13 protein-coding genes are annotated in these 23,600 nt (G+C 44.1%); 5 read left to right on the forward strand and 8 right to left on the reverse strand.

The window, feature by feature from the left end:
* Window positions 1–27: 27 nt before the first annotated feature.
* The 8 genes from ACUNWA_RS04600 to ACUNWA_RS04635 form a co-directional block, all read right to left on the reverse strand.
* Window positions 28–2,325 (reverse strand): glycoside hydrolase family 20 protein, encoded by a 2,298-nt coding sequence (locus ACUNWA_RS04600; protein WP_445590709.1) that lies wholly within the window; start codon window positions 2,323–2,325, stop codon window positions 28–30.
* An 89-nt stretch (window positions 2,326–2,414) separates the two neighbouring features.
* The gene (locus tag ACUNWA_RS04605; RefSeq protein ID WP_445590710.1) at window positions 2,415–3,197 is read right to left on the reverse strand and encodes a glycoside hydrolase family 16 protein; all 783 of its coding nucleotides are present in this window, start codon (window positions 3,195–3,197) and stop codon (window positions 2,415–2,417) included.
* A 164-nt stretch (window positions 3,198–3,361) separates the two neighbouring features.
* Entirely contained in the window at window positions 3,362–5,350 is a 1,989-nt protein-coding gene (locus ACUNWA_RS04610; protein WP_445590711.1) for a RagB/SusD family nutrient uptake outer membrane protein, read from the reverse strand.
* Window positions 5,351–5,362: 12 nt separating this feature from the next.
* Window positions 5,363–8,854, reverse strand: a complete 3,492-nt coding sequence (locus ACUNWA_RS04615; protein WP_445590712.1) for a TonB-dependent receptor — start codon at window positions 8,852–8,854, stop codon at window positions 5,363–5,365.
* Window positions 8,855–8,970: 116 nt separating this feature from the next.
* Window positions 8,971–10,041: a FecR family protein gene (locus tag ACUNWA_RS04620; protein ID WP_445590713.1), complete on the reverse strand. Its 1,071-nt coding sequence runs from the start codon at window positions 10,039–10,041 to the stop codon at window positions 8,971–8,973.
* A gap of 52 nt (window positions 10,042–10,093) precedes the next feature.
* The gene (locus ACUNWA_RS04625; RefSeq protein WP_445590714.1) at window positions 10,094–10,717 is read right to left on the reverse strand and encodes an RNA polymerase sigma factor; all 624 of its coding nucleotides are present in this window, start codon (window positions 10,715–10,717) and stop codon (window positions 10,094–10,096) included.
* 150 nt (window positions 10,718–10,867) lie between these two features.
* Window positions 10,868–14,212, reverse strand: coding sequence for a glycoside hydrolase family 2 TIM barrel-domain containing protein (locus ACUNWA_RS04630; RefSeq protein ID WP_445590715.1), 3,345 nt, complete (start codon window positions 14,210–14,212; stop codon window positions 10,868–10,870).
* A gap of 113 nt (window positions 14,213–14,325) precedes the next feature.
* Window positions 14,326–16,614, reverse strand: a complete 2,289-nt coding sequence (locus tag ACUNWA_RS04635) for a family 20 glycosylhydrolase (protein WP_445590716.1) — start codon at window positions 16,612–16,614, stop codon at window positions 14,326–14,328.
* 173 nt (window positions 16,615–16,787) lie between these two features.
* Between ACUNWA_RS04635 and nagB the strand changes: the two genes are divergently transcribed.
* The 5 genes from nagB to ACUNWA_RS04660 all read left to right on the forward strand — a co-directional run bounded on the left by nagB (window position 16,788) and on the right by ACUNWA_RS04660 (window position 23,554).
* Window positions 16,788–18,710, forward strand: coding sequence for a glucosamine-6-phosphate deaminase (nagB, locus tag ACUNWA_RS04640; RefSeq protein WP_445590785.1), 1,923 nt, complete (start codon window positions 16,788–16,790; stop codon window positions 18,708–18,710).
* Window positions 18,711–18,722: 12 nt separating this feature from the next.
* On the forward strand, window positions 18,723–19,838 hold the full coding sequence (locus tag ACUNWA_RS04645; RefSeq protein WP_445590717.1) for a phosphotransferase enzyme family protein: 1,116 nt from the start codon (window positions 18,723–18,725) through the stop codon (window positions 19,836–19,838).
* Window positions 19,835–20,470: a carbohydrate-binding family 9-like protein gene (locus ACUNWA_RS04650; protein ID WP_445590718.1), complete on the forward strand. Its 636-nt coding sequence runs from the start codon at window positions 19,835–19,837 to the stop codon at window positions 20,468–20,470. Before ACUNWA_RS04645 ends, ACUNWA_RS04650 begins: the two co-directional genes overlap by 4 nt.
* A 241-nt stretch (window positions 20,471–20,711) precedes the next feature.
* Window positions 20,712–21,800 (forward strand): LacI family DNA-binding transcriptional regulator, encoded by a 1,089-nt coding sequence (locus ACUNWA_RS04655; RefSeq protein WP_445590719.1) that lies wholly within the window; start codon window positions 20,712–20,714, stop codon window positions 21,798–21,800.
* 272 nt (window positions 21,801–22,072) lie between these two features.
* A complete protein-coding gene (locus ACUNWA_RS04660; RefSeq protein ID WP_445590720.1) occupies window positions 22,073–23,554 on the forward strand; it encodes a potassium/proton antiporter in 1,482 nt (493 codons plus the stop codon).
* Window positions 23,555–23,600: the final 46 nt, after the last annotated feature.

Consider the following 23,600-nt stretch of genomic DNA (forward strand, 5'->3'; position numbering starts at 1 on the left):
GCCAGCAGAACCTGTCTTTAATTTGATTTAGTTTACGACAATCTCGTCGGCAAAGACCCAGGCTGTTTTGCCAGCACCGTTATGTCCCGGAGGACACACATTGTTTTTTGCCGTTACCCGAATGTAACGGGCTTTTTGCGCCGCAAATTCCGTTTTAAAATCGTGTATCGCAACCGGCGCATTAATGTCAACCGGATTTTTCAAGGTTTCAATTTCTGTAAATGACTTGCCATCGGCTGACACTTCAAATGTGACCGATTCCGGAAGTAAAATCCAGTCGCGGTATTTCTGTAAACACCCCAATGCAATCGACTGAATGGTTTTAGTTTCGCCCAAATCAATGGTTGCAATCAGACTTTTATCGCTGAATCCATGCCAAAACTTGCCAACAGCCTCGGTTCCGCGTACTCCGTCAGTCAGGGTATTGGGGCCATCGGCCTGGTAATACGGACTCACCAGATTGGCATATTCAACCGCCTGCCCGATGGCTTGGTGCATTACAAAGTTTTGTTCGGCAGGTTTAAATCCTTTAACCTCTCCATTCAACACCGTTGATGCTTTTAACACAACGCTTGAATTGATCTCAATTGGAGTCGTATATTTTTCACTTTGAAGCGTTGGCTCACTGCCATCCAAGGTATAATATATTTCACCGTTCAGAATCTCAGTCGAAAGTTCAACCTTCAGTTTTCCATTTTCTGAGTTAGGTTTGATGTTCACAGTATAGTTTCCGGGGCAGTAGTGTAAGCCTTTTTGCTCGTAGGCGCGGAACTGATTTTGCAGACGAACATTAAAGCTATCCCAGTCTTTGTTTTCTTTCGATGTCCAAACCACTTCAGCTAAAGCAACCATACGTGGCAATACCATGTACTCCAGGTGTTCGGCTGTGGTAATGTATTCAGTCCACACGTTAGCTTGTGCACCCAACACAAAGTGGGCTTCTTCGGCCGTTAATTCTTCAGGAATCGGTTCATAGGCATACACTTTTTTCAAGGTATTGAAGCCGCCAATGGCTACAGGCTCGCCTTCAGGACCTGCCTGGTAGTGGTCGAAATAGCATGGGTTCCCCGGAGTCATCACCACATCATGTTTCATTTTAGCGGCTTCAATGCCACCAGCTTCACCTCGCCAGCTCATCACTGTGGCTTCTGGTGCCAATCCACCTTCCAGAATCTCATCCCAGCCAATCATTTTGCGACCTTTGCTGATGATAAATTTCTCCATCCGGGTAATGAAATAGCTTTGAAGCTCGTTTTCATCTTTCAGATTTTCTTTTTTCATGCGAGCCTGGCAAAGTTCACATGTTTTCCATGGATCTTTATTCACTTCATCGCCACCAATGTGGATGTACGTTGAAGGAAACAGGTCAATCACTTCAGTTAATACATCTTCTAAAAAATGAAAAACCTCTTCGTTACCGGCGCAGTAGTTGGAAGCCATGTTAGAATAATCGCCTCCCGTTAGTGGTAGTTGTGGTTTCTGCGTACAGCTCAACTCAGGGTACGATGCAATAGCCGAAGCCACGTGCCCGGGCATTTCAATTTCGGGAACAATCGTTACATTGCGGGCAGTTGCATACTGAATAATTTCTTTGATTTGCTCCTGCGTGTAGTAGCCACCGTAGGTAGGTTCTTCACCGGCTTTAGCTTGTGGGCGGTCACTCCAAACCAGATGATTTTGATCAACCCGCCAGGCGCCAACTTCCGTCAGTTTGGGGTATTTTTTGATTTCGATACGCCAGCCCTGATCGTCGACCAAGTGCCAGTGGAAGGTATTCAATTTGTACGAAGCCATCAGGTCGATGTATTCTTTCACCACCTCGGGGCCAAAAAAGTGACGACTTACATCGAGGTGCATGCCACGCCATTTGAAACGTGGGTAATCGGTAATTGAAAGGCAAGGGATTTCGAGCGCGGCATTGGTGCGGATAGCAGGTAAAAGCTGAAGCAAAGATTGCATTCCGTAAACGATACCCGTTTTAGTATTTGCACGCAGACTGATCTTTGCCGGAGTCACATCGAGCAAATAACCTTCGGTGCCAATAGAAGCAATATCTTCTAATTTCAACTCAATGGTTTTTGCTTTCTTTAGCTGGTAAGGCAAATCGTAGGCTGAGATTGTTCTTACGGCAGTGGCAAAAAAGTCGGCTGCTTCTTTCAATTCAGTTTGCTTGGAGTTGAATTGAATAGAGGTATTTTCATCGATAATAAAACTTTCGCTATGCACTTCCAAAGACACTGGCTGCGGAATAATGGATACATTTTGCCGGGCCACTAGCAAAAAAGGGCAAAGCAAAATCAATAAAATCAAAACTTGTTTCTTCATGATCTTTCTCTCTTAATTATGGTGTTTCAAAATTCAAATTCAATCCCAATGATCTACGGTGTAAATTCTCGTTTTTTTTTGGCAGTAGCTTAGTTGAGTTGATACACCTTAACCCAGTCCACTTGCATTTCCACAGGCAAGTCTTCCCGATTAACGGGGCCGGGCCAGTTTCCTCCCAAGGCTTGATTTAGAATAAGGTAAAATTCCTGGTCGAATGGCCATTGACTGGATCCGATCCCTTCAACTTTGGGATAAGTAAACGTCTTTACCCCATTTATCAAAAAGTCCAGCCTGTCAGGATACCATTCCAGGCCAAAGATATTAAACTCTCCAATTTTATACGAAGTTGTTGCATGATGTTTGGGCTTATTTTTTTGTTGCTGGATATCTACATAATCCGAATGAATGGTTTGATAAAAGATGGTATCAAAGTTAAGCTGCTCCATCACATCAATTTCACCACTTTTAGGCCATCCACCATAAACACTTTTTTCGGGCATCAGCCAGATAGCCGGCCATGATCCCTGCCCTTGATCCAACTTGGCACGCACCTCAAGCTTCCCGTATTGAAACGAAAAATTTCCTTTAGTTTGAATGCAGCCCGTTTGATAGGCTAGCGTGTCGGCATCATTCCCGGCGACGATGCCACGTAAATGCAAAACACCATCAATTACTTCGGCATTTTCAGGCTGATCGGTACAATAGCACGCCCAGTCGGGTGAACGACGCCCACTGAAACTCCATTTCGATTGATCGGGCACTCCGTCAACAGAAAAGTCATCACTCCAAATCAGTTCCCATTTTTGGTCCTTGTTTTGAGAACAAGCCATGGTTACCAAAGTCACCATAAATAATAACACGATTTTATTCATAATCCTTTCGTTTTTATTGCAAGCTCTTTTAATGAAAACAGGAGTAAGTATGTTCTACTACCCCTTCCTTTTTGTTGTAAAAAGAGGCCACAAAAGCATGATCAATCATTCTTTATGTGGCCTCTTCAATGCACTAAATTATCTTATGTATGATTTTTTTCAATTTAGTCAATAGCTCCGCTATTAGCTTCCAACGGCCATCCCGGGTTCTGGTAAATCGCAGAAGTAGTCAGATCAGACGTATTTTCAGCTGTAATGATAAAGTGCTGAATCGCAATCGGATCCAAGTAGTGTGCTGCAGTCCAGTGGTAGCCGTCGCGTACAAGGTTCGTACTGCTCAAGTTGATGCGATACGGACGCAAGTACTCACTTTCTGATGAGCTTGAAACGTTTGGAGTTTGATCAGGAGTTCCGGCTTCAATCAAACGTGATTCACCATCTTCGTCCACAAACCAGTTTTGCATGGGTCCCCACAGTTTGAAACCTTCCACAATGTATGGATTGGTTTCTAACTGATCCAGCGCTCTCCAACGCTTAAGGTCGAAGTAACGCATACCTTCAGCCATCAACTCACAACGACGCTCACGACGAATGTTGTACAAAGTTTTATCGGCCAACAGTTGTCCGGCAGAGTAAGCTGCAAAGTCATTCTTCGCTTCTTCGCTCATCACGGTAGCATTTACCGTAACCGTGTAATCAGGATTAACACCTGCACGCTCACGGATAGCACGCCAGTATTGGTCAGCTTTCGCATTAACCGTTCCTTCTTTCAGGTACGATGCTTCGATGTAGTTCAGATAAGCCTCAGTAGCACGGAATACAATACTTCCGGTTGATCCGTTACTTCCTTCTAATTGCGCATCAATGTATGACATTCCTTTTTTAAGGGCATAACCTGTAACATAGCGTGTTTCGTTAATTCCGATGAGATCAGGATAACCTTCTACGATAGGCGTACCATCAACATTTGTTTTATCGACCACACGTAAGTCACCAGGCGTTTTCAGGAATAATTGCAGACGGTTATCACGGTCAACTTTTACCAGTTGCGTTGAATCGTCACCAGCATATCCAGAAGCGGCATCATAGATTGGCAATCCATTTGCCATCAGGAAATTATCAACAAAACCTCTTGTATAACCTGTGTTTCCACCATTTTTATTCAGGTAGTGGTTCACGTTGTGGTTGATTCCTTTACTTGGGTCATAAGCACGCCACAACAACACTTCACTGTAGCCATTCATATCCACATCGGTATACATTTGGGCATATGGATTTTGTGAAGAATCGTAACCATCATCTTTGGTATTATGAACCAAGGCAACGGCATCGGCAACCTCCTCAGAAGCTTCCATCGCCTGCGCCAAGAAATAATCGATTGCAACATCGATATTGAATCCAGAAGCAGTAGCAGGATCACCTGGCCATCCTTGTCCTCCAGGAACCTGAGCAGTTCCTTTGTGGTATTTCAACCAAGTAGCTTCGTGTAAGGCTACCCGCGACTTGAATAACTTAGCCACGTCTTTCGAAATCCGGTTTTTACCATAAGGAGCACTTTCGCTCAGCAGCATAATGGCTGAATCCAAGTCAGAAATGATAAAGTGAGCTACTTCGTTACGTGGACGACGTTTTGAAGCCAGCACCAATTCTTCCATTTGGTCATTCAGTGTTTTCTTCACGATCGGGAAATCACCAAAAGCCTGTACTTTGTTGAAATACTCATAAGCTCGCAAGAAGTACATTTCACCGATGTAATGATCCACATTCGTCGCATTACCTCCAATTTCTCCTGCTTTCCAGCGAGGTAAAACCGTTTCGAAGAAATAGTTACACTGACGAATTCGTCCAAAGTTCCAGGCACCTCCTGATTGTGGCACACGGTATTCACCCGGCACCCAACGATTGGAATAGCCCGAAGTTACTTGGTTATCGGTATGGTTATCGTAAGCAAAGGTACCAACTCCCCAACCTCCATGAGTTGGGAAATTATATTGCCCAATCGAATAAGCCGCTAAATCAGCTTCATTCCACAAGTATTCGTTTGGAGTCACATTGGATAATGGCTCCCGGTCCAGATAATCGTTGCAGGAAGTTAGTGATACTGCAAGTAGTAAAATGACCGAATAAATTGTATATGTTATTTTTCTATTCATTTTTTCAATCCATTAAAAGTTAACACTTAAACCACAAGAGAATACTTTTGACAATGGATACGTTTTTCCATCGCTCCAGCCACTCAACCCAACTGTCTCCGGATCAAATGTTTCAATCATATTGGTAATTGTCAATAGATTATCTCCTGAGATATAAAAACGAGCTTTGTTAATTCCTACGCGGCTTGTTAACACTTTAGGAAGTGTATACCCAACCTGAAGGTTTTTCAAACGCAGGTAAGCGCCACTTTGTAAATAACGAGTTTGTGTTTGCTGGTTCTTTCCAGTACTGAAGTAAGGTTTTGGGAAGTAGGAATCCGTGTTCACATCAGCATGACCGGCCTCTACCATTACGGAGTTTTCATCACGGAAATAGTCCATGTGTGTTGTAAATCCGGCTGATTGCCACATACCACCGCTGGCACCCCAGAAATAAGCTCCATTAGGCATCCAGTCTCTTTTGCCTATTCCCTGGAACAAGGCTCTGAAATCAAATCCTTTCCATGATCCGGTCAGGTCAACGCTGAAACGGAAACGAGGTGTTGAGTTGCCAATCACGCTACGGTCACCTGTATCTCCCAGCAGTCCTGAACCACCATCAATTTTACCGTCGTTGTTCAAGTCAGCGTACATAATGTCTCCAGCACCCCATTTACTTGACAGGCTGCTTTGGCTAACATTCGCCAGGTGAGCATCCATTTCTTCTTGCGTTTTCGCAATTCCGATGGTAGTATATCCCCAAATCTGACCCATTTTCTGCCCTTCGTACCAGGTACCAATGTTGTTAGTTGGGTTCGGGTAGTTGGTAATTTCCTGCTGGTCATCTGACACGACAGCCCGCACCCCGTATTTGAAATCACGAATTTGATCTTTCCAGCTCATCTCCAATTCGAAACCATACGATTTCATATCGGCGTTGTTAATCTGAGGAACGCTAGTCCCTAAAATAACAGGAAGTTCAGGAGCAGGTCCAACCATATCGAATGTTTTCCGGCTGAAGTAGTCCGCGTTTACAAACAACCGATTGTTGAACATCGACAGGTCTAAACCAATGTTATAGCTGGTTACACGTTCCCAGGTTAACAACGAACTGATCAATCCAGGTGCACCTGCTGTATTTGGTCTTTCACCACCCAGCAACCAGCCACCATTGTTGATGCTTACAGGCATTTGCGAGTAGAACGGATACCAGTTTGAGGTGTTTTGATTACCCAACTCGCCATAAGAACCTCTCACCTTGAATGTTTGGAAAATATGATCCAGTCCCCAGAAGTTTTCTTTCGCCATGTTCCATCCCAGTGAAACAGAAGGGAAAACGTTCCAGCGCTTGTCATCCAAATAACGTGAAGTACCGTCGTAACGAGCATTTACTTCCAATAAGTAGCGCTCTTTGTAGTTGTAGTTCAAACGTCCAAAGAAACCGGCAGTAGCCCAGTGTTGGTATTGACCATGCTCAGCTTTACTATTATCAGTGGCTGTATTAATCGTTGGCAATGAAGGTGAAATCAAGCCTGTGCGCGATGCGCCCAAGGTACGATATTTCATCAGCTCCGAGTTAAACCCACCCATCACTTTGAAATAGTGATCATCATTAATGTTGAACTCGTAGTCCGAGTAAATATTCGAAGTGAAGAAATTCTCCCCTCTGTCAGACTCATAAACGGAACTGTGACCTGCTGCATTCCAAAGCACAGCTACAGGGTAAGGGTTTTCATTCACGTCATAAGCGTAAGCAGGAAGTACATCCCGGTGATAAGTGGAATAATTCACCCGGTAGTTACCGTCCACATAAATGTTCCAGCCTTCCAGCGGATTAATAACCAACTGAGCTTGCTGATAGACCCAATCTGAACGATCACTGGTACGTCCGCCATCGCGAAGCTGAACAATTTCACCACTCGAATCGGTGTAATGTCCGTTCGGATCTTTTACGGGTATTGTGGGCCAGCGACGAGCAATGTTGTGAAAGAACAAGCCCGACTGCTGAGTGGCTCTTTCATAATCTTCGCGAACCAACTTCGAGTTGTAATTGAACGATACATGCTTACTCAGTTTGGCGTTAATTTTTGCCGTAATGGTATAGCGGCTAAACTGGTCATCGGAGTGACGAGCTAAACCTTCCTGATCCAAAAAGTTACCCGACACATAGTAACGAACATCTTCATTTCCGCCATTGATGCTAACCGCGTGTTCCTGGGCAAAAGCCGCACTACGGTAATGCTCTTCAAACCAATCGGTGTTGGCATTTGATCCGGTATAAAATTGCCAGCGGTCACCATTATTATTAGGTACCGTACCGTAATCAATTTCTCCGGCCTGGTATTGCAAAATACGCTCAATCACCTCGTCCGAGAATTTAGCTCCCTGCCCATCATTGGCAGCAGCTTCGTTCCAGTACAACGCGAAGGAATACGAATCCAACATTTCAGGCAATCCCATAGGAGCCGTCAATCGGAAGTTATTGTTATAGTTGATGGTTGTTTTTCCTTCTTTCCCGGTTTTTGTTGTAATAAGGATAACACCAAATGCAGCACGCGATCCGTAAATTGAAGCGGCAGCAGCATCTTTCAATACCGAAATGTTTTCGATATCCTGTGGGTTGATGGCATTCATGTCTCCTTCCATACCATCAATCAGCACCAATGGAGAAGAGTTCGATCCAGACCCAATGGTTCCTGCTCCACGAATATTAAAACTTAAACCTTGGTTCAACTCCCCCCCCAATCCGGAAGTTTGAAAGTTTAAGCCGGGAATAATTCCCTGAAGGGCTTGCCCTACATTTTGTACCGGACGAGATTCCAGAACTTCTGAAGTCACATTCGATACCGAACCTGTCAGGTTCACTTTTTTCTGTGTGCCATAACCGATGGCCACCACTTCTTCAATTCCGATGGTCTCTTCTTCCAACACGACATCAAAGCTTGACTGATTTCCAACAATCACTTCCTGGCTTCGCATCCCAACAAACGAATAAACCAAAGTAGCTCCTGGAGTTACTTCTTTCAGGGCGTATTTCCCATCAAAATCGGTAATTGTTCCATCTGAAGTCCCTTTGATCATTACCGTTACTCCGGGAAGCGGTTCGCCACCCTGGTCCGAAACTGTTCCGGCAATGGTACGCTCCTGCTGTGCGGTCTGACTCTTAGTTGAAAGCACAACCTGGCGATCGATCACCTGATAGCTCACTTCGCTATCTTCAAACATCATCTTCAGCACCTTATCAATCGATGCATTTTTGATTTGCATATTGGTTTTACGTTCCACATCAACAATATTTCTATTGTAGAGAAAAACGTATTCACTCTGTTGTTCAATTTCGTACAAAGCATCTTCAATCGACCGATTTTTCACATCAAGTGTCAATTGTGTTTGCTGCGAGTACCCTGAAACCGCAAAGGTTTGCATCAGGCAGAACAACATTAAAAAAGTTGTCAATTTCATCATGCGCAATACTTTCTTCAGACCTACCCTGCCGGGTAAGCCATAACAATCAATTTTTTTCATAATTTTGTAGTGATTAATTCTTACAATTAATTGAATTATAGATTGGGATGCGGATAATGTTGGGGCATTATCTGCATTTCTTTTTTAATTACATAGGCTAAATTCTCTTACTATTTTTATATCTCTCTTATTTTCACTTTTCCTTTCACATAGTCCCCTTCTTTACTCAAATACCCTTTGGTATAATCAAATTGAATAGGTGCCGAAAGCTCCAGGAGCTCAAGAATTTGCTCCAAACTTTCATTTTGAAAGGTGAAATTATATTTGGCGTTGCCCAATCCGGGATTGGCAAGCACGAATTCGACATTGTATTGACGCTGCAAAACGCGAAGAATAGAATTCAAAGAGTTGCCTCGGAAGATGTACTTCCCTTCGCGCCAGCAGAGAAAGCGCTCCAGACTTCTTCGTTCAACACGAATGGATTGGCTTGACTTATCGAAAAATGACACCTCGCCAGGCTGGATAAACATCTCACCACCCCTTTTAGCCAAGGAAACACGCCCCTCTACCAAGGCTACCGTTACCACTTCTTCTTCGCTATAAGCATTTACATTAAACTCGGTACCATAGACCTTGATGGTTGGCCCAAAGTTTTCCACTTTAAAAGGAGTTTCATCTTTGCTAATTTCAAAAAAAGCTTCTCCTTCCAGCCTGACAGTCCGCCCGCTATTAGCAAAAATTGGCGGATAAGTCAGTTGCGAACCGGCATTTAACCACACTTTTGAGCCATCGGGTAAATCAACAATGGTTCGTGTTCCGATGGGCGCAACGACTGATATTTCCTCGTCCAACTTATTTTCAACCAAACTGACGTAAGTATTTTCCAGCTGCTTCTTATCAAGCAATGTCCAGGTCGTAAAAAGCAACAAGGGAATAAACAATACGGCAGCCACTCGCGTCAAGCGCTGCAGCATAACAAATGTTCTGGAGGTGTTTCTTTGTTTCTTGGAACGATCAAAAGCTTTTTGTTTCAAATAATCAACTTCCAAATCGTTAATGGCAGGTGTGGCAAATGAAAACATGCGAACGGCCTGGCAGGCTTCATCAAATTCTCTCGCTTTATCCGGATGATTTGCCTTCCACTCCTCCCACTTCTGAGAATCGTCAACCTGCTTGCCTTTTGCCCAGCGTACAAACTGAGTATCAGCAATCAAGCTTTCGTATGTATTTATTTCAGCATGTTTCATGGTGTGCCTTTGCCTATAAAGAGTAGAATTAGAGATTTTATACTCACTCGTTTTAAGAAATCTTTATCTTTTCTTTAAAAAATGTGAGTAAGATAAGGCCAACATCCTGTTTTTCAGCCAAATCTCCCGAACTCATTTCTTCTCTTAATTTTTCGAGGGCACGAAACAACAAGTTACGAACAGACTGAACATTCAAATCCATAGTCCTTGCTATTTCCTTAAATTCCATTTCGTGTTTAAACCTTAGCAGAATGACTTCGCGCTGCCTTGCAGTTAAATGCCTAAGCCCGGCAACCAACATGTTTCTGGTTTCCAGCTCTGTTTCATTTCCAACGATAAAGTCTTCGCTTGAAAAAGTAAAATACTGTGAGGATGCTTCATCTAAATCCGTATGAGTGCGGATTTTTGCAGCCCGTCGCACAAGTTCGCGGCGCAATGAAACAAATAAGTAAGCATTAATATTGGCAATTTCTTTAACGTTTTCTTTACGAGACCATAAGTCCGTAAATAAATCCTGAATGGTATCTTTCACCAATTCAGAAACCGGCACCAACTTTAAGCCGTAATAATACAACTCCCGAAACCGTTCCTGAAAGATCTCCCCAAGAGCATTGGTATCCCCTTGCTGGAAGCGTTTCCACAATACGTTATCACTCTGACTATTCTGCACACTCATCCCTTTTTACTGCGGACACAAATATATCAAATATGTCACACATAAACCGCTGGGAGGGAGAAAAAAACGGCCGAACTTTCATCATTAGAAAGTCCGGCCGCAGCATTTAGATCTTTATTTAACAGTAACTTGAGATGAATCTGCTAAACATTATTTTTCGTTCGCAAGCGTTTTACTCACTTCAATGTATTTCTTCGTTGAGCCGTTTACCATCGGTACCAGATAGAAACTATACTGATGCTGCTCCTGTCCGCTCATGGTGTATTCTTTCTGCGGACGAGCGCCCCAGCTGTTATCTCCGGCCACTCCGCGCTGTCCCAGATCAATGTTCAGCTGTACCAAATCGCGCTCTTTAATATCGTTGATATGCTTGCTTCCGTTCACTTCCGGAATACCATCAATACGGAATGCAGGCTCCACCTCGCTGTTGCCTTCATAATCGATTCCTTCCGTGGTATCAAAATCTTCGTTTAACATATGCAACGCACTCATGCTTAATCCGACTTTTGGTGTATTAGCCACAACTAGCAAACCTTTTCCGGCTCCATCTTCCAGGGCAAACCAATTCACATCGGTCCGATAGCCATTCTCCTGAGGACGTACATAAGGCACGTACAACTCGCTCACGCTTGCCTGGTACAAGTCGACAAAAGTTGAAGCTTTACGGTCAACGTAGTTTTCCCAAGGACCACGACCAAAGTAAGTCAGTTGCTCATAATCGGCAGGCAACTGCATGCGCATGCCCACACGTGGAATATCAGCACGATAGTCGGTTTTATCCAAGATGTTTGACACTTTCACCACGCCTGTTCCTGCAATTTCGTATACACTTACAAAAGTGGTATTAACACCTGGCAATTGGTAAGTCACTTCCAGTTTCACCTGGTTGTCAGCCAGCTTTTCTGTTTTCATAGCAGTAACTTCTGAAAACAAAGAAGCTTTCTTCCACTCGCCGTTATTGAACTGCATGCGGTTTCCAAAGTCGTTATCGGTTGGTGCACGCCAGAAGTTTGGCTTAGGACCTTTACCGTCTTTCAGCAATTCGCTGCCTTTGTATTCAAACGAAACCGGACGTCCTTCCTGTTGACTAAATACAAATTTAAAATCAGAATTCGACACTGTTACTTGCTGCTCATCTTCCTGCACAGTTAAGTCCGCGCCATTGGCAACCACTGTTGCTTCTGCCTTGAATAGCTTCGTCAGCTCAATTTGCTCATGAGCCACTTCAAACCCGACAGGAAGCAAACCCCAAGCCTCTTTTAGTGTAGCAGAGAGGTGTACAAAATAACGCGTATTGCTTTTCGGCTGAACACCATCCAAAGACACCCGAATCAGTTGTCCGGTATGTGTTTCCACATCAAGATCGTTAAAATTGAGAGTCTTCAACACTTCTCCATCCGCTTTTACCTGAGCGGTGAAGTTGAACACATTTAAGTTGGTAAAGTCATACAGATTTTCAACAAACACACGCAACTCATTGTGACCATTGATACCCGCATTTTTGAAATTGATAAACTCATGCGCTTTTTTCACTTCATACAAACCAGGCTGAGCTGAGCGGTCGGGGAATACAATTCCGTTGTTCAGGAAAGTATTGTCGGTTGGCATTTTTTCACCATAATCGCCTCCATAAGCATAAAAGCGCTCTCCTTTTTCATTGGTTTTCCAGATGGATTGATCCACCCAGTCCCAAATAAAACCGCCTTGCAGGTTGTCGTACAACTCAATAACATCCCAGTAATCCTGGAAGTTACCCGTACTATTTCCCATGGCGTGAGCATACTCACTTGGAATAAACGGACGGTTGGTTTTGTGTTTTCCGATGTACTCAAAGAAACCAGGTGATGGATACTGTGGCACTACAATGTCGGTATTCCAATCCATATCCAGAATACTACCATCACGATCTTTATACGAACGCTCGTATTGCACAGGGCGCTTTTGCGAGTCGGCTGCTTTCATCGCTTTGTAACCGGCGTAGAAGTTAATACCATTACCGGCTTCATTACCCATACTCCAGATAATAACGGAAGGATGATTTTTATCGCGCTCAACCAGACGTACCATACGGTCGACATGCTGGTTTTCCCAAATTTCTTTTTTAGCCAGCGAATGATCGCCGTAATACATACCGTGCGATTCAATATTCGCTTCATCTACAACATAAATTCCGTGCTCATCGCACAATTCGTAGAAACGGGCACCACGTGGATAGTGACTCAATCGCACCGCATTAATGTTGTTTTCTTTCCAAAGACGAATATCCGTCATGATCATTTCTTCGCTCATCACATGCCCCGTTTCCGGATCAGCCTCCTGCGTATTTACCCCTTTCAAGGTTATGCGTTGTCCGTTGACCAGCAATAAACCTTGCTTGATTTCAACGGTTCGGAAACCAACTTTTACAGCTGAAGCTTCTAGCGTATTGCCTTTTTTATCCTGAACTTCCAGCAATAAAGTATACAAATTGGGATGCTCATCACTCCAAGGTTTCACATTTTCGACCGTGGCTGTCAAGGCTTCTGTCAGGTCAGCACCTGCATTTACTTCCAACTTTCTTGATTCGCTGGTCACCAATTGTCCTTTGTCGTCTAACAACTGATAAGCCAATTGAAATTTCTGTGCTTTAGGGAGATGATTTTTCACTTCTACCATCAACTCCAATTCACCATTCTGATAAGCTGCATCCAGTGTTGCGCTGGCCTCAAAATCGCGAATGCGTAGTTTGGGTTGAGCATACAAGTAAACACTGCGCTCGATACCACTGATGCGCCAAAAATCCTGACACTCGAGATATGAACCATCAGTCCATCTAAAAATCTGAAGAGCGATGGTGTTCTCCCCTTTTTGAAGATGAGGAGTAATGTTGAATTCGGCAGGCAGCTTACTGCCTTGCGAGTAGCCCACGTATTTTCCGTTAATCCATACGAAACCACCAGACTTCATGGCTCCTATGTGCAAGAAAATTTCTTTGCCATCCCAATCATCAGCAACCGTAAAACTGCGACGATAAGAACCTACGGGGTTATACTCATGAGGCACTTTGCCGGGATATTTTGGATAAATCCCATCCAGCTCCATATCATCGGCAACCGGAGCTTTATGATCGGCAAATTCGTATTGATGGTTCACATAAATTGGAACTCCGTAACCTTCCACTTCCCAGTTTGAAGGAACTTTGATGTTATCCCAATTATCTACATTTTCTTCAGGATTCATAAACGTTACCGGCCGATCTTTCGGAGAACGTACCCAGTTGAATTTCCAGATACCATCGAGGTACTGGCGAGTGCTTACCTCGGTCGCTTTTTTCGTTAAAGCTTCCTGAACGGCAGGAACCGAAACAAAGGAGGCATGAGCCGGTTCTTTGTTTTCTTGAATCACTTCAACGTTTTCCACATAATTCCAGACATTAAGATCAGAACCGGATGTCTGCCCGGTTGCCGCCCATCCGGCAAAGAAAATAGTAATAAGTAGTAGTGTTGATTTTCTCATGAATTAGAACTTTTCTTATGTTTGAGTCATTATAGTTTTAGCAGTAAAAAAAAACTGCCTTCAAAAGTAACACACAAATCATGTGTTTTACTCCGAAGGCAGCCTTTATTTTATTAGTAGATGAAATTCTCTAATTTAATTTGTGTGAATTTTTCGTCACCAACTTTTTTGTAGTCTACAATAAAGTAATTCCACGATTGTGGGAAACCACCAATATTGTTGTTCAGATAAATAATTTCGACAGCATGTTTACCTTTAGCTAATGCAATTTGAGCATTGTTTCGTGAGTAGCGCTTCACTTCTCCGTCATTGCTCACCAAAAGCTTTCCTCCAATAAAAAACTGGTCAAAATTAGTTTGAAACTCGTAGAATCCATCTTCTGGAATCTCAATATACCCTTGAAGCTTAGCTCCTGTTGGTTTTTTGTAATTATTGATTGTCCGAAGTGTTTTTTCGTTTACATCAATTGTCTTCCAGTTTTCAGCCGACTCCAGATCCTTCACCTTCACAAAGATTCCTTCAGCATACTCTCCGGTTAAACCCGTTTTGCTTGTTTCAACCGACACTGCAGGCAACAAACTTTGTTTTTCAACCGTGATAGTTCTCACCGCGCTCATTTTGCCGCTGTTGAGTACCGAACGAATCTTCACCGTCGCATTTTCGGTAAAAGTCAGCGGAGACTCATAAACGGTTGAGTTTTGATCGGGCTCGCTACCATCCAGCGTGTACACCATTTTTACGGGACGTGTAGTCGTAAATTCAAGTGAAGCCGTATCGGCAAAGGCAATGTGACTCAGAGGGCCTTCAGGCAGTGGAATATGGTAATTGATATTATGCAAGTCCAGTCTCACAAATTGTGGATCCATACGCTTCACAAAATCCTCATAATCCTTATTCTCTTTCTGCGTCCAGCCGACTTCAGCCAAGGCAATAATCCGAGGATAGATACGGTATTCAAACAGTTCAGGTGTATACATATACTCCGACCACACATTTCCCTGAGTTCCGAGAACATGCTTGGCTTTGGCAGCATCTAATTCTGCAGGTACCGGATCGTAGCTGTACGATTCCTCCATGGTTGTGTAACCACCAATAGCCACCGGCTCCACTTTGCTGTCTCCTTGGTAATGATCGAGGTAAACCCAGTTTCCAGGGGTCATCACCACATCGTGCCCTTGATTAGCCGCTTCAATACCACCGGCTTCACCTCTCCACGACATCACTGTGGCCGAAGGAGCCAATCCGCCTTCAAGGATTTCATCCCAACCAATCATTTTCCGGTCGTGTGCCAACAGTACTTTTTCAATACGTTGCACAAAATAACTTTGCAATTCGTGCTCATCTTTCAGGCCTTCTTTGCGAATACGACGCTGGCAATCGGGACAAACTTTCCAACGATCTTTTGGTGACTCATCGCCTCCAATGTGAAAATATTCGTAAGGAAACAAAGGCACCACTTCATCAATGATGTCTTCCAAAAAGTGGAAAGTTTCCTCTTTACCAGCACAATATACATCGGGCTCAACACCCCACACTGTGCGCACCTCGAAAGGACCACCCGTACATGAAAGTTCAGGATATCCGACTAAAGCAGCCAACGAGTGTCCTGGCAATTCAATCTCAGGAACCACATTAATAAAGCGCTCAGCAGCATAAGCCACCACTTCTTTAATTTCTTCCTGGGTGTAATAGCCACCGTAAACACTTCCGTCGCCCTCGGTACGCTTAGAACCCAACTCAGTCAGCTTAGGATACTTTTTAATTTCAATCCGCCAGCCCTGATCTTCAGTCAAGTGCCAGTGAAACGTGTTCATCTTAAACAAGGCCATCACGTCCAATTGCTTTTTAATGAACTCGATCGACACAAAATGACGACAAACATCCAGGTGCATACCACGCCACACAAAACGAGGGGCATCGTCGATCTCTACACAAGGCATAGTCCAATCAACATCAGCCACTGCCTGCGTGCTTTCAATTTCAGCAGGCAACAACTGCAGCATACTCATCAGTCCGTAGAAAGCTCCACGCTCTGATGCTGCTTTGATATTAACTCCGGCAGAAGTAACGCTCAACTGGTAAGATTCGTCGTTTGAACCTGCTTCTCCCGTCAGTTCTACGTGAATGAAGTTTTTAGCGGGCAACTCCTTAACAACTGCCAACTCAAAACCTGCAGCTTGCTTAAACCGTTGATTGATCAGTCCTGCTGCCGATTGAAGTTTGTCATTCTCTGGCACAACGAACGCCGTCTTGGCATCGATCGTAAAGCTCCCCTCCCCTTTCACCAGGCCGTTCGGCTGAGGTACAAGAGCTATTTCCCGTTTTTTTCCAGCCTGATTCGTACAAGCTCCAAAAAACGTCATGATTAATGTAAAAAAAATGAATGTTCGAAAAATTCTCATTTTGAAATGATTTAATTGATAATTGATCTCCATAAAAATGGCAACTGCACAAATATATTAAAAGAAGTGTGCACGTACACACATTTTTCACAAAAAACTTTTCCCATCAAAAAATAGATACTACTTTAGCCCCAAATTAGGCGATCGAATAGCGTTATAAAAACATCTACAAAATAAATAATCAAATGAATACAAAAGACTTACCTACAACTACGGAGAAAGTCCCACTTCGTATCTTTAGTGACAAAGAAGAAGGTTCTGCATTTATTGCCAAAGAAATTGCAGCCGTTATTAAAGCGAAAAATGAACTCGGCCAACCAACCGTTTTAGGCTTGGCTACAGGTAGCAGTCCCCTGCGTATTTATCGTGAATTAATTCGTCTTCACAAAGAAGAAGACTTGAGTTTCAGCAATGTAGTCACATTCAACCTCGATGAGTATTACCAGCTTGAAACGGACAACAAGGAAAGCTACCACTACTTCATGCACGAAAACCTTTTTAATCATATCGACATTAAGCCGGAAAACGTGCACATTCCTAATGGCATGTTAGCCCCTTCAGAAATTGATGATTTCTGTGCTGAATACGATCGTAAGATTGCGGAACTGGGCAATCTTGATATACAGTTGTTAGGTATAGGAAGAACTGGACATATTGGATTTAACGAACCCGGATCAACAGATACTACCGGCACTCGTCTGATTCAGTTACATAAAGTAACCATCGAAGATGCTGCTGAAGCATTTGGTGGAGAAGAGCATGTGCCACTTCGGGCCATCACAATGGGAATTCGCCCTATTCTGAATGCGAAGAAAATTTTTATGGCTGTTTGGGGCGAAGGTAAAGCCGGCATTCTGGCCAAAGCCATTGAAGGCCCTGTGAACAGTGAGGTTCCAGCGTCTTACCTGCAAAAGCACCCCAATGTGCTTTGCGTTGCTGACTTGCCTGCAGCTTCTGGCTTAAGCAAATACATGACCCCTTGGTTAACTGGATTCTGCACCTGGGACAGCCACCTGAAGAAAAAAGCGGTCGTTTGGTTATCACAACAAACAGGCAAGCCAATTTTGAAATTAACCGACAATGATTATAAACAATGGGGATTAGCTGAATTATTGAAGACTGCAGGTTCTGCCTACGCTGTAAACCTGGAAATTCATAATCAGCTTCAGCAAACCATTACCGGATGGCCAGGTGGAAAACCAAATACCGATGACAAAAACCGCCCTGAGCGTTCAAATCCATTTCCTAAAAAATCAATCGTTTTCAGCCCACACCCCGATGATGATGTTATCTCAATGGGAGGAACACTGCTTCGTCTGGCTGACCAGGGACACGAAGTGCATGTTGCCTACCAAACATCAGGAAATATTGCCGTGTTCAACGACGACGCTCATCGTTTCACGGATTTCATCTTAGGCTTCGCCAAAAAGTTCAATGTAGCCGAAGATCAGGTTGCAGCCGTACACAAGCAACTGATTGATGCCATCAACGATCCAAACCAAGATCCGAACAACAACCCGGACGTACTGAAAATAAAAGGTTTGATCAGACAAGGCGAAGCATCTGCTGCTTGTCGTTTCTGTGGTGTGCCAAGCGAAAACGCTCACTTTTTGGAATTGCCTTTCTACGAAACCGGAAGTGTTACTAAGAACGACTTATCGGAAGCTGATGTCGACATTATTGTTGAACTGCTCAAAGAAATAAAACCAGACCAAATTTTCGCTGCCGGCGATTTATACGATCCACACGGAACGCACGCCGTATGTTTGAACGCTATTTTCAAGGCAATCGACCGCTTAAAATCGGAGCCATGGATGCAGAACTGCTATGTTTGGTTATATCGCGGTGCATGGCACGAGTGGGCTATCGAAGATATTGAAATGGCCATTCCAATTAGCCCGGAAGAGTTGATGAAAAAACGGAAAGCAATTTTCAAACACCAGTCTCAAAAAGACTCACCAGTATTCCCTGGAAAAGACAAAAGAGAATTCTGGCAACGTGCGGAAGACCGCAACAGAGGAACAGCTAAACTATACGACAAACTAGGACTAACAGAATACGAAGCCATCGAGGCTTTCAAGCGTTATAAATTCTAAACAAATCACCTTATGACTGAAAATGAAATCAAAAAAATTGCAGAGCAATTTGCAATTCAAGGAACTGTAGGCGAACTGAAAGCCTATGGTTCAGGTCACATTCATGAAACCTACCGGGTAAAGAATGCCGATGCGCAACAGCCGGACTATATTCTTCAGAAGATCAACAACAGCATCTTTACCAATGTAGAAGAGCTGATGAACAACATCCAGACGGTTATCCACCATCTGCAGGAACAAAAGAAAAACGACACCACTGGCACGGTCAAAGGTGAAATTTTAACCTTGATCCCTGCGCTGGATGCAAAAACCTACTACCAGCATACCGACGGCAGCTACTGGCGTGTTTATCTGTTTTTGAAAGGTACCCGTAGCTACGACCTGATTGAAAACGACAAGCAGGCCCGCGAAGGCGGTAAAGGTTATGGTCGGTTTATTTCATCGCTGGCTGACCTTGATCCAAACAAGATTTTTGAAGTGTTGCCAGATTTTCACAACATGCAGCACCGCTTAAATCAGCTGGATACAGCGATCGCCAAAGACCCTGTTGACCGTCTGAAAACGGTAGCTGACGAAGTAAATTTTGTGAAGGAAAGAGCCGAGCGCATGACAACCATCAAAAAAATGGGAGACGCCGGACAACTGCCTTTACGCATTACACACAACGATACCAAGTTCAACAATGTATTGCTGAATGAGAACGACGAAGCGCATTGCGTAATTGATCTGGATACGATTATGCCAGGCTATATTGCCTATGACTTTGGTGATGCTGTTAGAACAACAATCAACACCGCCGATGAAGATGAAAAGGACCTGGAGAAAATCCAGCTCAACATGAATGTCTTCAAGGCTTTTTCCGAAGGATTTATCGGCGAAACAGGCGCTACCCTAACGGAAAACGAAATCAAATCGTTGTCTGAAGGCTGCCTGATGCTGCCCTTCATCATGGGTGTTCGTTTCTTAAGCGACTATATTGACGGCGATAATTATTACCGTATTCATTCTCCCCACCACAACTTGCAACGGGCCCGCGCCCAGTTCCAGTTGGTGAAAAAACTGGAAGAGAACTTTACGGAGATCGAGCAAATAATTCAGCAAATTAGCGAAACAACCAAGAGCAAATGAAGTTAGAAATTCCAAAACTCCTCACGCTGGTCAACACGCAGGATGACTTAAGTACCGCTTTTGACGGGATGAAGGAGAATGCAGTGGCCTGTTTCCCCTGGGAGACACCAGCCAGCAAACCCGTAGTCGGCTTCAAAATCGCTCATAACAATGAGTCGGTTTTTCTAAGCTACCGGGTTCAGGAGGATGAACTACTTGCCCGCTTCAGTCAACACAACAGCCCGGTTTACACGGATAGTTGTGTTGAGTTTTTCGTGTCTTTTGAAGGTGACTCGAATTATTACAATTTCGAATTCAACAGCCTGGGAACCTGCCTGGCCGCTTACGGACCGGATCGCCACCAACGGCAATCCATTGCTCCGGAAACGCTTGGCCTGATTCAGACCAAAACGAAGATCAACAGGCTGCAAGGCCAGTCGCACCGCTTCGAATGGCAGTTGTTTGTTCAACTCCCTATTGCGGTTTTGACAAACACCAAAATTGACAGCCTATCAGGGGTAAAGGCTCAGGCCAACTTTTACAAATGTGGGGATGACCTAAAAGCACCTCATTACATCAGTTGGAAGAACATTGAAACCAACAATCCTGATTTTCATCAACCTCCATTCTTTGGAGAAATTGAATTTTTATAATCCTGGGCAACCCGGTTACCAAGATAAAAGAGGAGCAATGGCTTCCTCTTTTATCTTGTTTTTTTATAAGACAACGACCAATCTTCCCTTTGTTGTAAAACAGCAAATGAACGCCTTGCACGCCCTCAAAAGAACAATTGAATAAGCCAACACGATAAACAACGCAACAGCTTATTCTCAATAAGCTAATAAAAAAAAATTTATCAGTACTTTTGCGCCTGAGGCGTTGACTTAGGAAGTTATGGAGAATAAAGAACCCAACAAAAATATCGTTAGGATAAAAGACATTGCAGAGCTTGCCAATGTTTCAACAGGAACCGTAGACCGCGTTTTGCATAATCGTGGCCGGGTTTCAGAAGAAGTTAAGAAACGTGTACTTGCCATAGCCAAAGAGTTAAATTATGAGCCCAACATGCTGGCCCGAGCACTGGTTTCCAAACGCGAATTTCGCATTGCCGCTTTAATCCCCGACGCTTCGTTGGACGAATACTGGGCAGAACCGGCTAAAGGAATCCGCAAAGCCGAAGCGGAATTACGGCAGTATGGGCTGGCAGTCTACTACCATATATTCAATCAATTCGATGTCAATTCGTTTAAAGAGGAAGCAGAAATAATATCCGGCCTGAATTACGATGGTATCTTGCTGGCTCCCGTTTTTTACCGCGAGTCATTGACTTTTTTAAACCGTTGGAAAAGACAGCAAATCCCCTTTAACCTGTTTAACACCCATATTCCGGATTACGAACCGCTGGCTTATATTGGTCAGGATTCGTACCAAAGTGGCATGGTAGCCGCCAAGCTATTACACTACGGCTACCTGGCAAGCGCCCCAGTAAGCTTTATTATCGCTCACATTGATGAAGATGTGGCCAACTCATCGCACCTGATTAAAAAAGAGCAGGGCTTTATGGATTATTTTGATGAGCTAAACACGCCCTCCTTCAAGGTCGTGCGCACCGAACTGCACAACAGCTCCGATCGTGGGGTGTTTGCCGAACAAATGGATCAGCTGCTGGCTGAAAATGCCGATGCCCGCGGAATTTTTGTAAGTACCTCGCGTGCCTATGCCGTGGCCGATTACCTCGAAAACAACCAACAACACAAGCTTCGACTGATTGGCTATGATTTGCTGGACAAGAACCTGACGCACCTAAACAAAGGGACGATCAACTTTCTGATCAATCAGAACCCTAAAGGTCAGGGCTACTATGGTATTCAGCTGCTCATCGAGCATCTTGTGTTCAAGAAAAAAATCAACCCGATCAAATACCTGCCACTAGACATCATTACCAAAGAGAACCTGCATTATTACATTGAGTCGGAAATCTGATTTCCGGCTGTTTTTCCACATCTTCCCCTAGGCTTTTAGCCTGTTCCCTCAACGATACGTTCAGCAGTAGCTTACCCCCAAAATACGAAAGGCGATTAAAAAGCAACGGCTTCCAGGAGTCTTTCCATTACATTCAGAGTAAAGTGCTATTTGGCCCTTAACACCATATAAAGATGCCGATAGACAGAACAACTATGTCATCTGCTTTATTTGAACCAACTAAATCAGCATTTTTGTGTTAACAACCCTAATAGTCCATTTCCTTTTACTGTATGAATCTAACCATTGAAAATATTTTACTCGTCGGTTCGCTGCTGTTACTCATTAGTATCCTAGTTGGTAAAACCTCGTACCGCTTCGGAATTCCAACCTTGGTTTTATTCCTTTTCGTAGGTATGCTGGCCGGCTCCGAGGGCATCGGCCGGATTCATTTCGATAATCCACAACTGGCCCAGTTTATTGGTGTGGTCTCCCTCAACTTCATTTTATTTTCCGGTGGCCTCGACACCAACTGGCTATCAATTAAACCCGTATTATGGCAAGGGATTTCACTCTCTACTCTGGGCGTATTACTTACCGCAGTCAGCTTGGGCCTCTTCGTGTGGTGGCTTACCGACTTTAATCTTTACGAAGGCTTGCTACTGGGGGCCATTGTATCCTCAACCGATGCAGCGGCGGTGTTCTCTATTTTGAGAGCCAAAAGCCTGGGGCTCAAGAACCAGCTAAAGCCCACGCTCGAGCTGGAGAGTGGAAGTAACGACCCCATGGCTTACATTTTAACCATTGCCTTTTTAAGCCTGGTGGCCAATCCCGGACAAAGCCTCTTATCCATCATCCCACTGTTTCTGCAACAAATGCTGCTTGGAGCATTAGCCGGCTTTTTGTTTGGTAAACTCACCAAATTCATTGTCAATAAAATCCAGCTGACCCACGAAGGACTCTACCCAGCCCTGGTAATTGGCCTGATGTTTATCACCTTCTCGGCAACCGATTTTGTAGGCGGAAACGGCTTCCTGGCCATCTACATTTGTGCCGTATACCTGGCCAATCAGGATTTTATTCACAAAGGAACTATTATTAAGATGTTCGACAGCCTGGCCTGGCTCATGCAAATCGTCCTGTTCCTAACCTTGGGGCTACTGGTTTTTCCGTCGCAGATTTTGCCGGTCATTGGTGTGGGGCTAGTCATCTCACTCTTTCTGATTTTTATTGCCCGCCCCTTAAGTGTACTCATAGCCCTCACGCCTTTCAAAATGAAAATGAACCGACGCCTTTACATTTCGTGGGTTGGACTAAGAGGTGCCGTTCCCATCGTGTTTGCCACCTACCCACTGCTGGCCGGCATCGAAAAAGCAAATATGATTTTCAACATTGTATTTTTTATTTCGCTCACCTCCGTCCTGGTGCAGGGGACCACGCTAAACACCATTGCCCGGTGGCTGCAAGTGTCGGCGCCTGAGCTGACTAATCCTCTGGCGACTTATGAAACCTTTCTTTCGGAGCAGGCAAAGAAAATAAGAAAGGAAATTACGATTCCCGAAGACGGTTTAGTTGCGGGCAAGAAAATCGTCGATCTGCACTTTCCCCGTGCGGCGCTAATTGCAATGATCAACCGTGGGACTGAATTCCTTACCCCCAACGGGGCAACCATTATCGCACCCAAGGATAAGCTGATTGTACTAGCCGATGACCAAGAATCGATGAATCTGGTTTACGAGTGCTTAAAAGTAACCCCAGCTCAAAAAGTTATTTAAGAGTACGCTGCCGTATAAGAAAGTCTGCTCAAAACTGAAAAACAGG

The organism is Sunxiuqinia sp. sy24, from assembly GCF_052677165.1.

Bases quoted from the DNA above. Each gene is read 5' to 3' on its own strand.
- ACUNWA_RS04600 (WP_445590709.1), bottom strand. From the start codon at position 2,325: ATGAAGAAACAAGTTTTGATTTTATTGATTTTGCTTTGCCCTTTTTTG.
- ACUNWA_RS04605 (WP_445590710.1), bottom strand. From the start codon at position 3,197: ATGAATAAAATCGTGTTATTATTTATGGTGACTTTGGTAACCATGGCT.
- ACUNWA_RS04610 (WP_445590711.1), bottom strand. From the start codon at position 5,350: ATGAATAGAAAAATAACATATACAATTTATTCGGTCATTTTACTACTT.
- ACUNWA_RS04615 (WP_445590712.1), bottom strand. From the start codon at position 8,854: ATGAAAAAAATTGATTGTTATGGCTTACCCGGCAGGGTAGGTCTGAAG.
- ACUNWA_RS04620 (WP_445590713.1), bottom strand. From the start codon at position 10,041: ATGAAACATGCTGAAATAAATACATACGAAAGCTTGATTGCTGATACT.
- ACUNWA_RS04625 (WP_445590714.1), bottom strand. From the start codon at position 10,717: ATGAGTGTGCAGAATAGTCAGAGTGATAACGTATTGTGGAAACGCTTC.
- ACUNWA_RS04630 (WP_445590715.1), bottom strand. From the start codon at position 14,212: ATGAGAAAATCAACACTACTACTTATTACTATTTTCTTTGCCGGATGG.
- ACUNWA_RS04635 (WP_445590716.1), bottom strand. From the start codon at position 16,614: ATGAGAATTTTTCGAACATTCATTTTTTTTACATTAATCATGACGTTT.
- ACUNWA_RS04645 (WP_445590717.1), top strand. From the start codon at position 18,723: ATGACTGAAAATGAAATCAAAAAAATTGCAGAGCAATTTGCAATTCAA.
- ACUNWA_RS04650 (WP_445590718.1), top strand. From the start codon at position 19,835: ATGAAGTTAGAAATTCCAAAACTCCTCACGCTGGTCAACACGCAGGAT.
- ACUNWA_RS04655 (WP_445590719.1), top strand. From the start codon at position 20,712: ATGGAGAATAAAGAACCCAACAAAAATATCGTTAGGATAAAAGACATT.
- ACUNWA_RS04660 (WP_445590720.1), top strand. From the start codon at position 22,073: ATGAATCTAACCATTGAAAATATTTTACTCGTCGGTTCGCTGCTGTTA.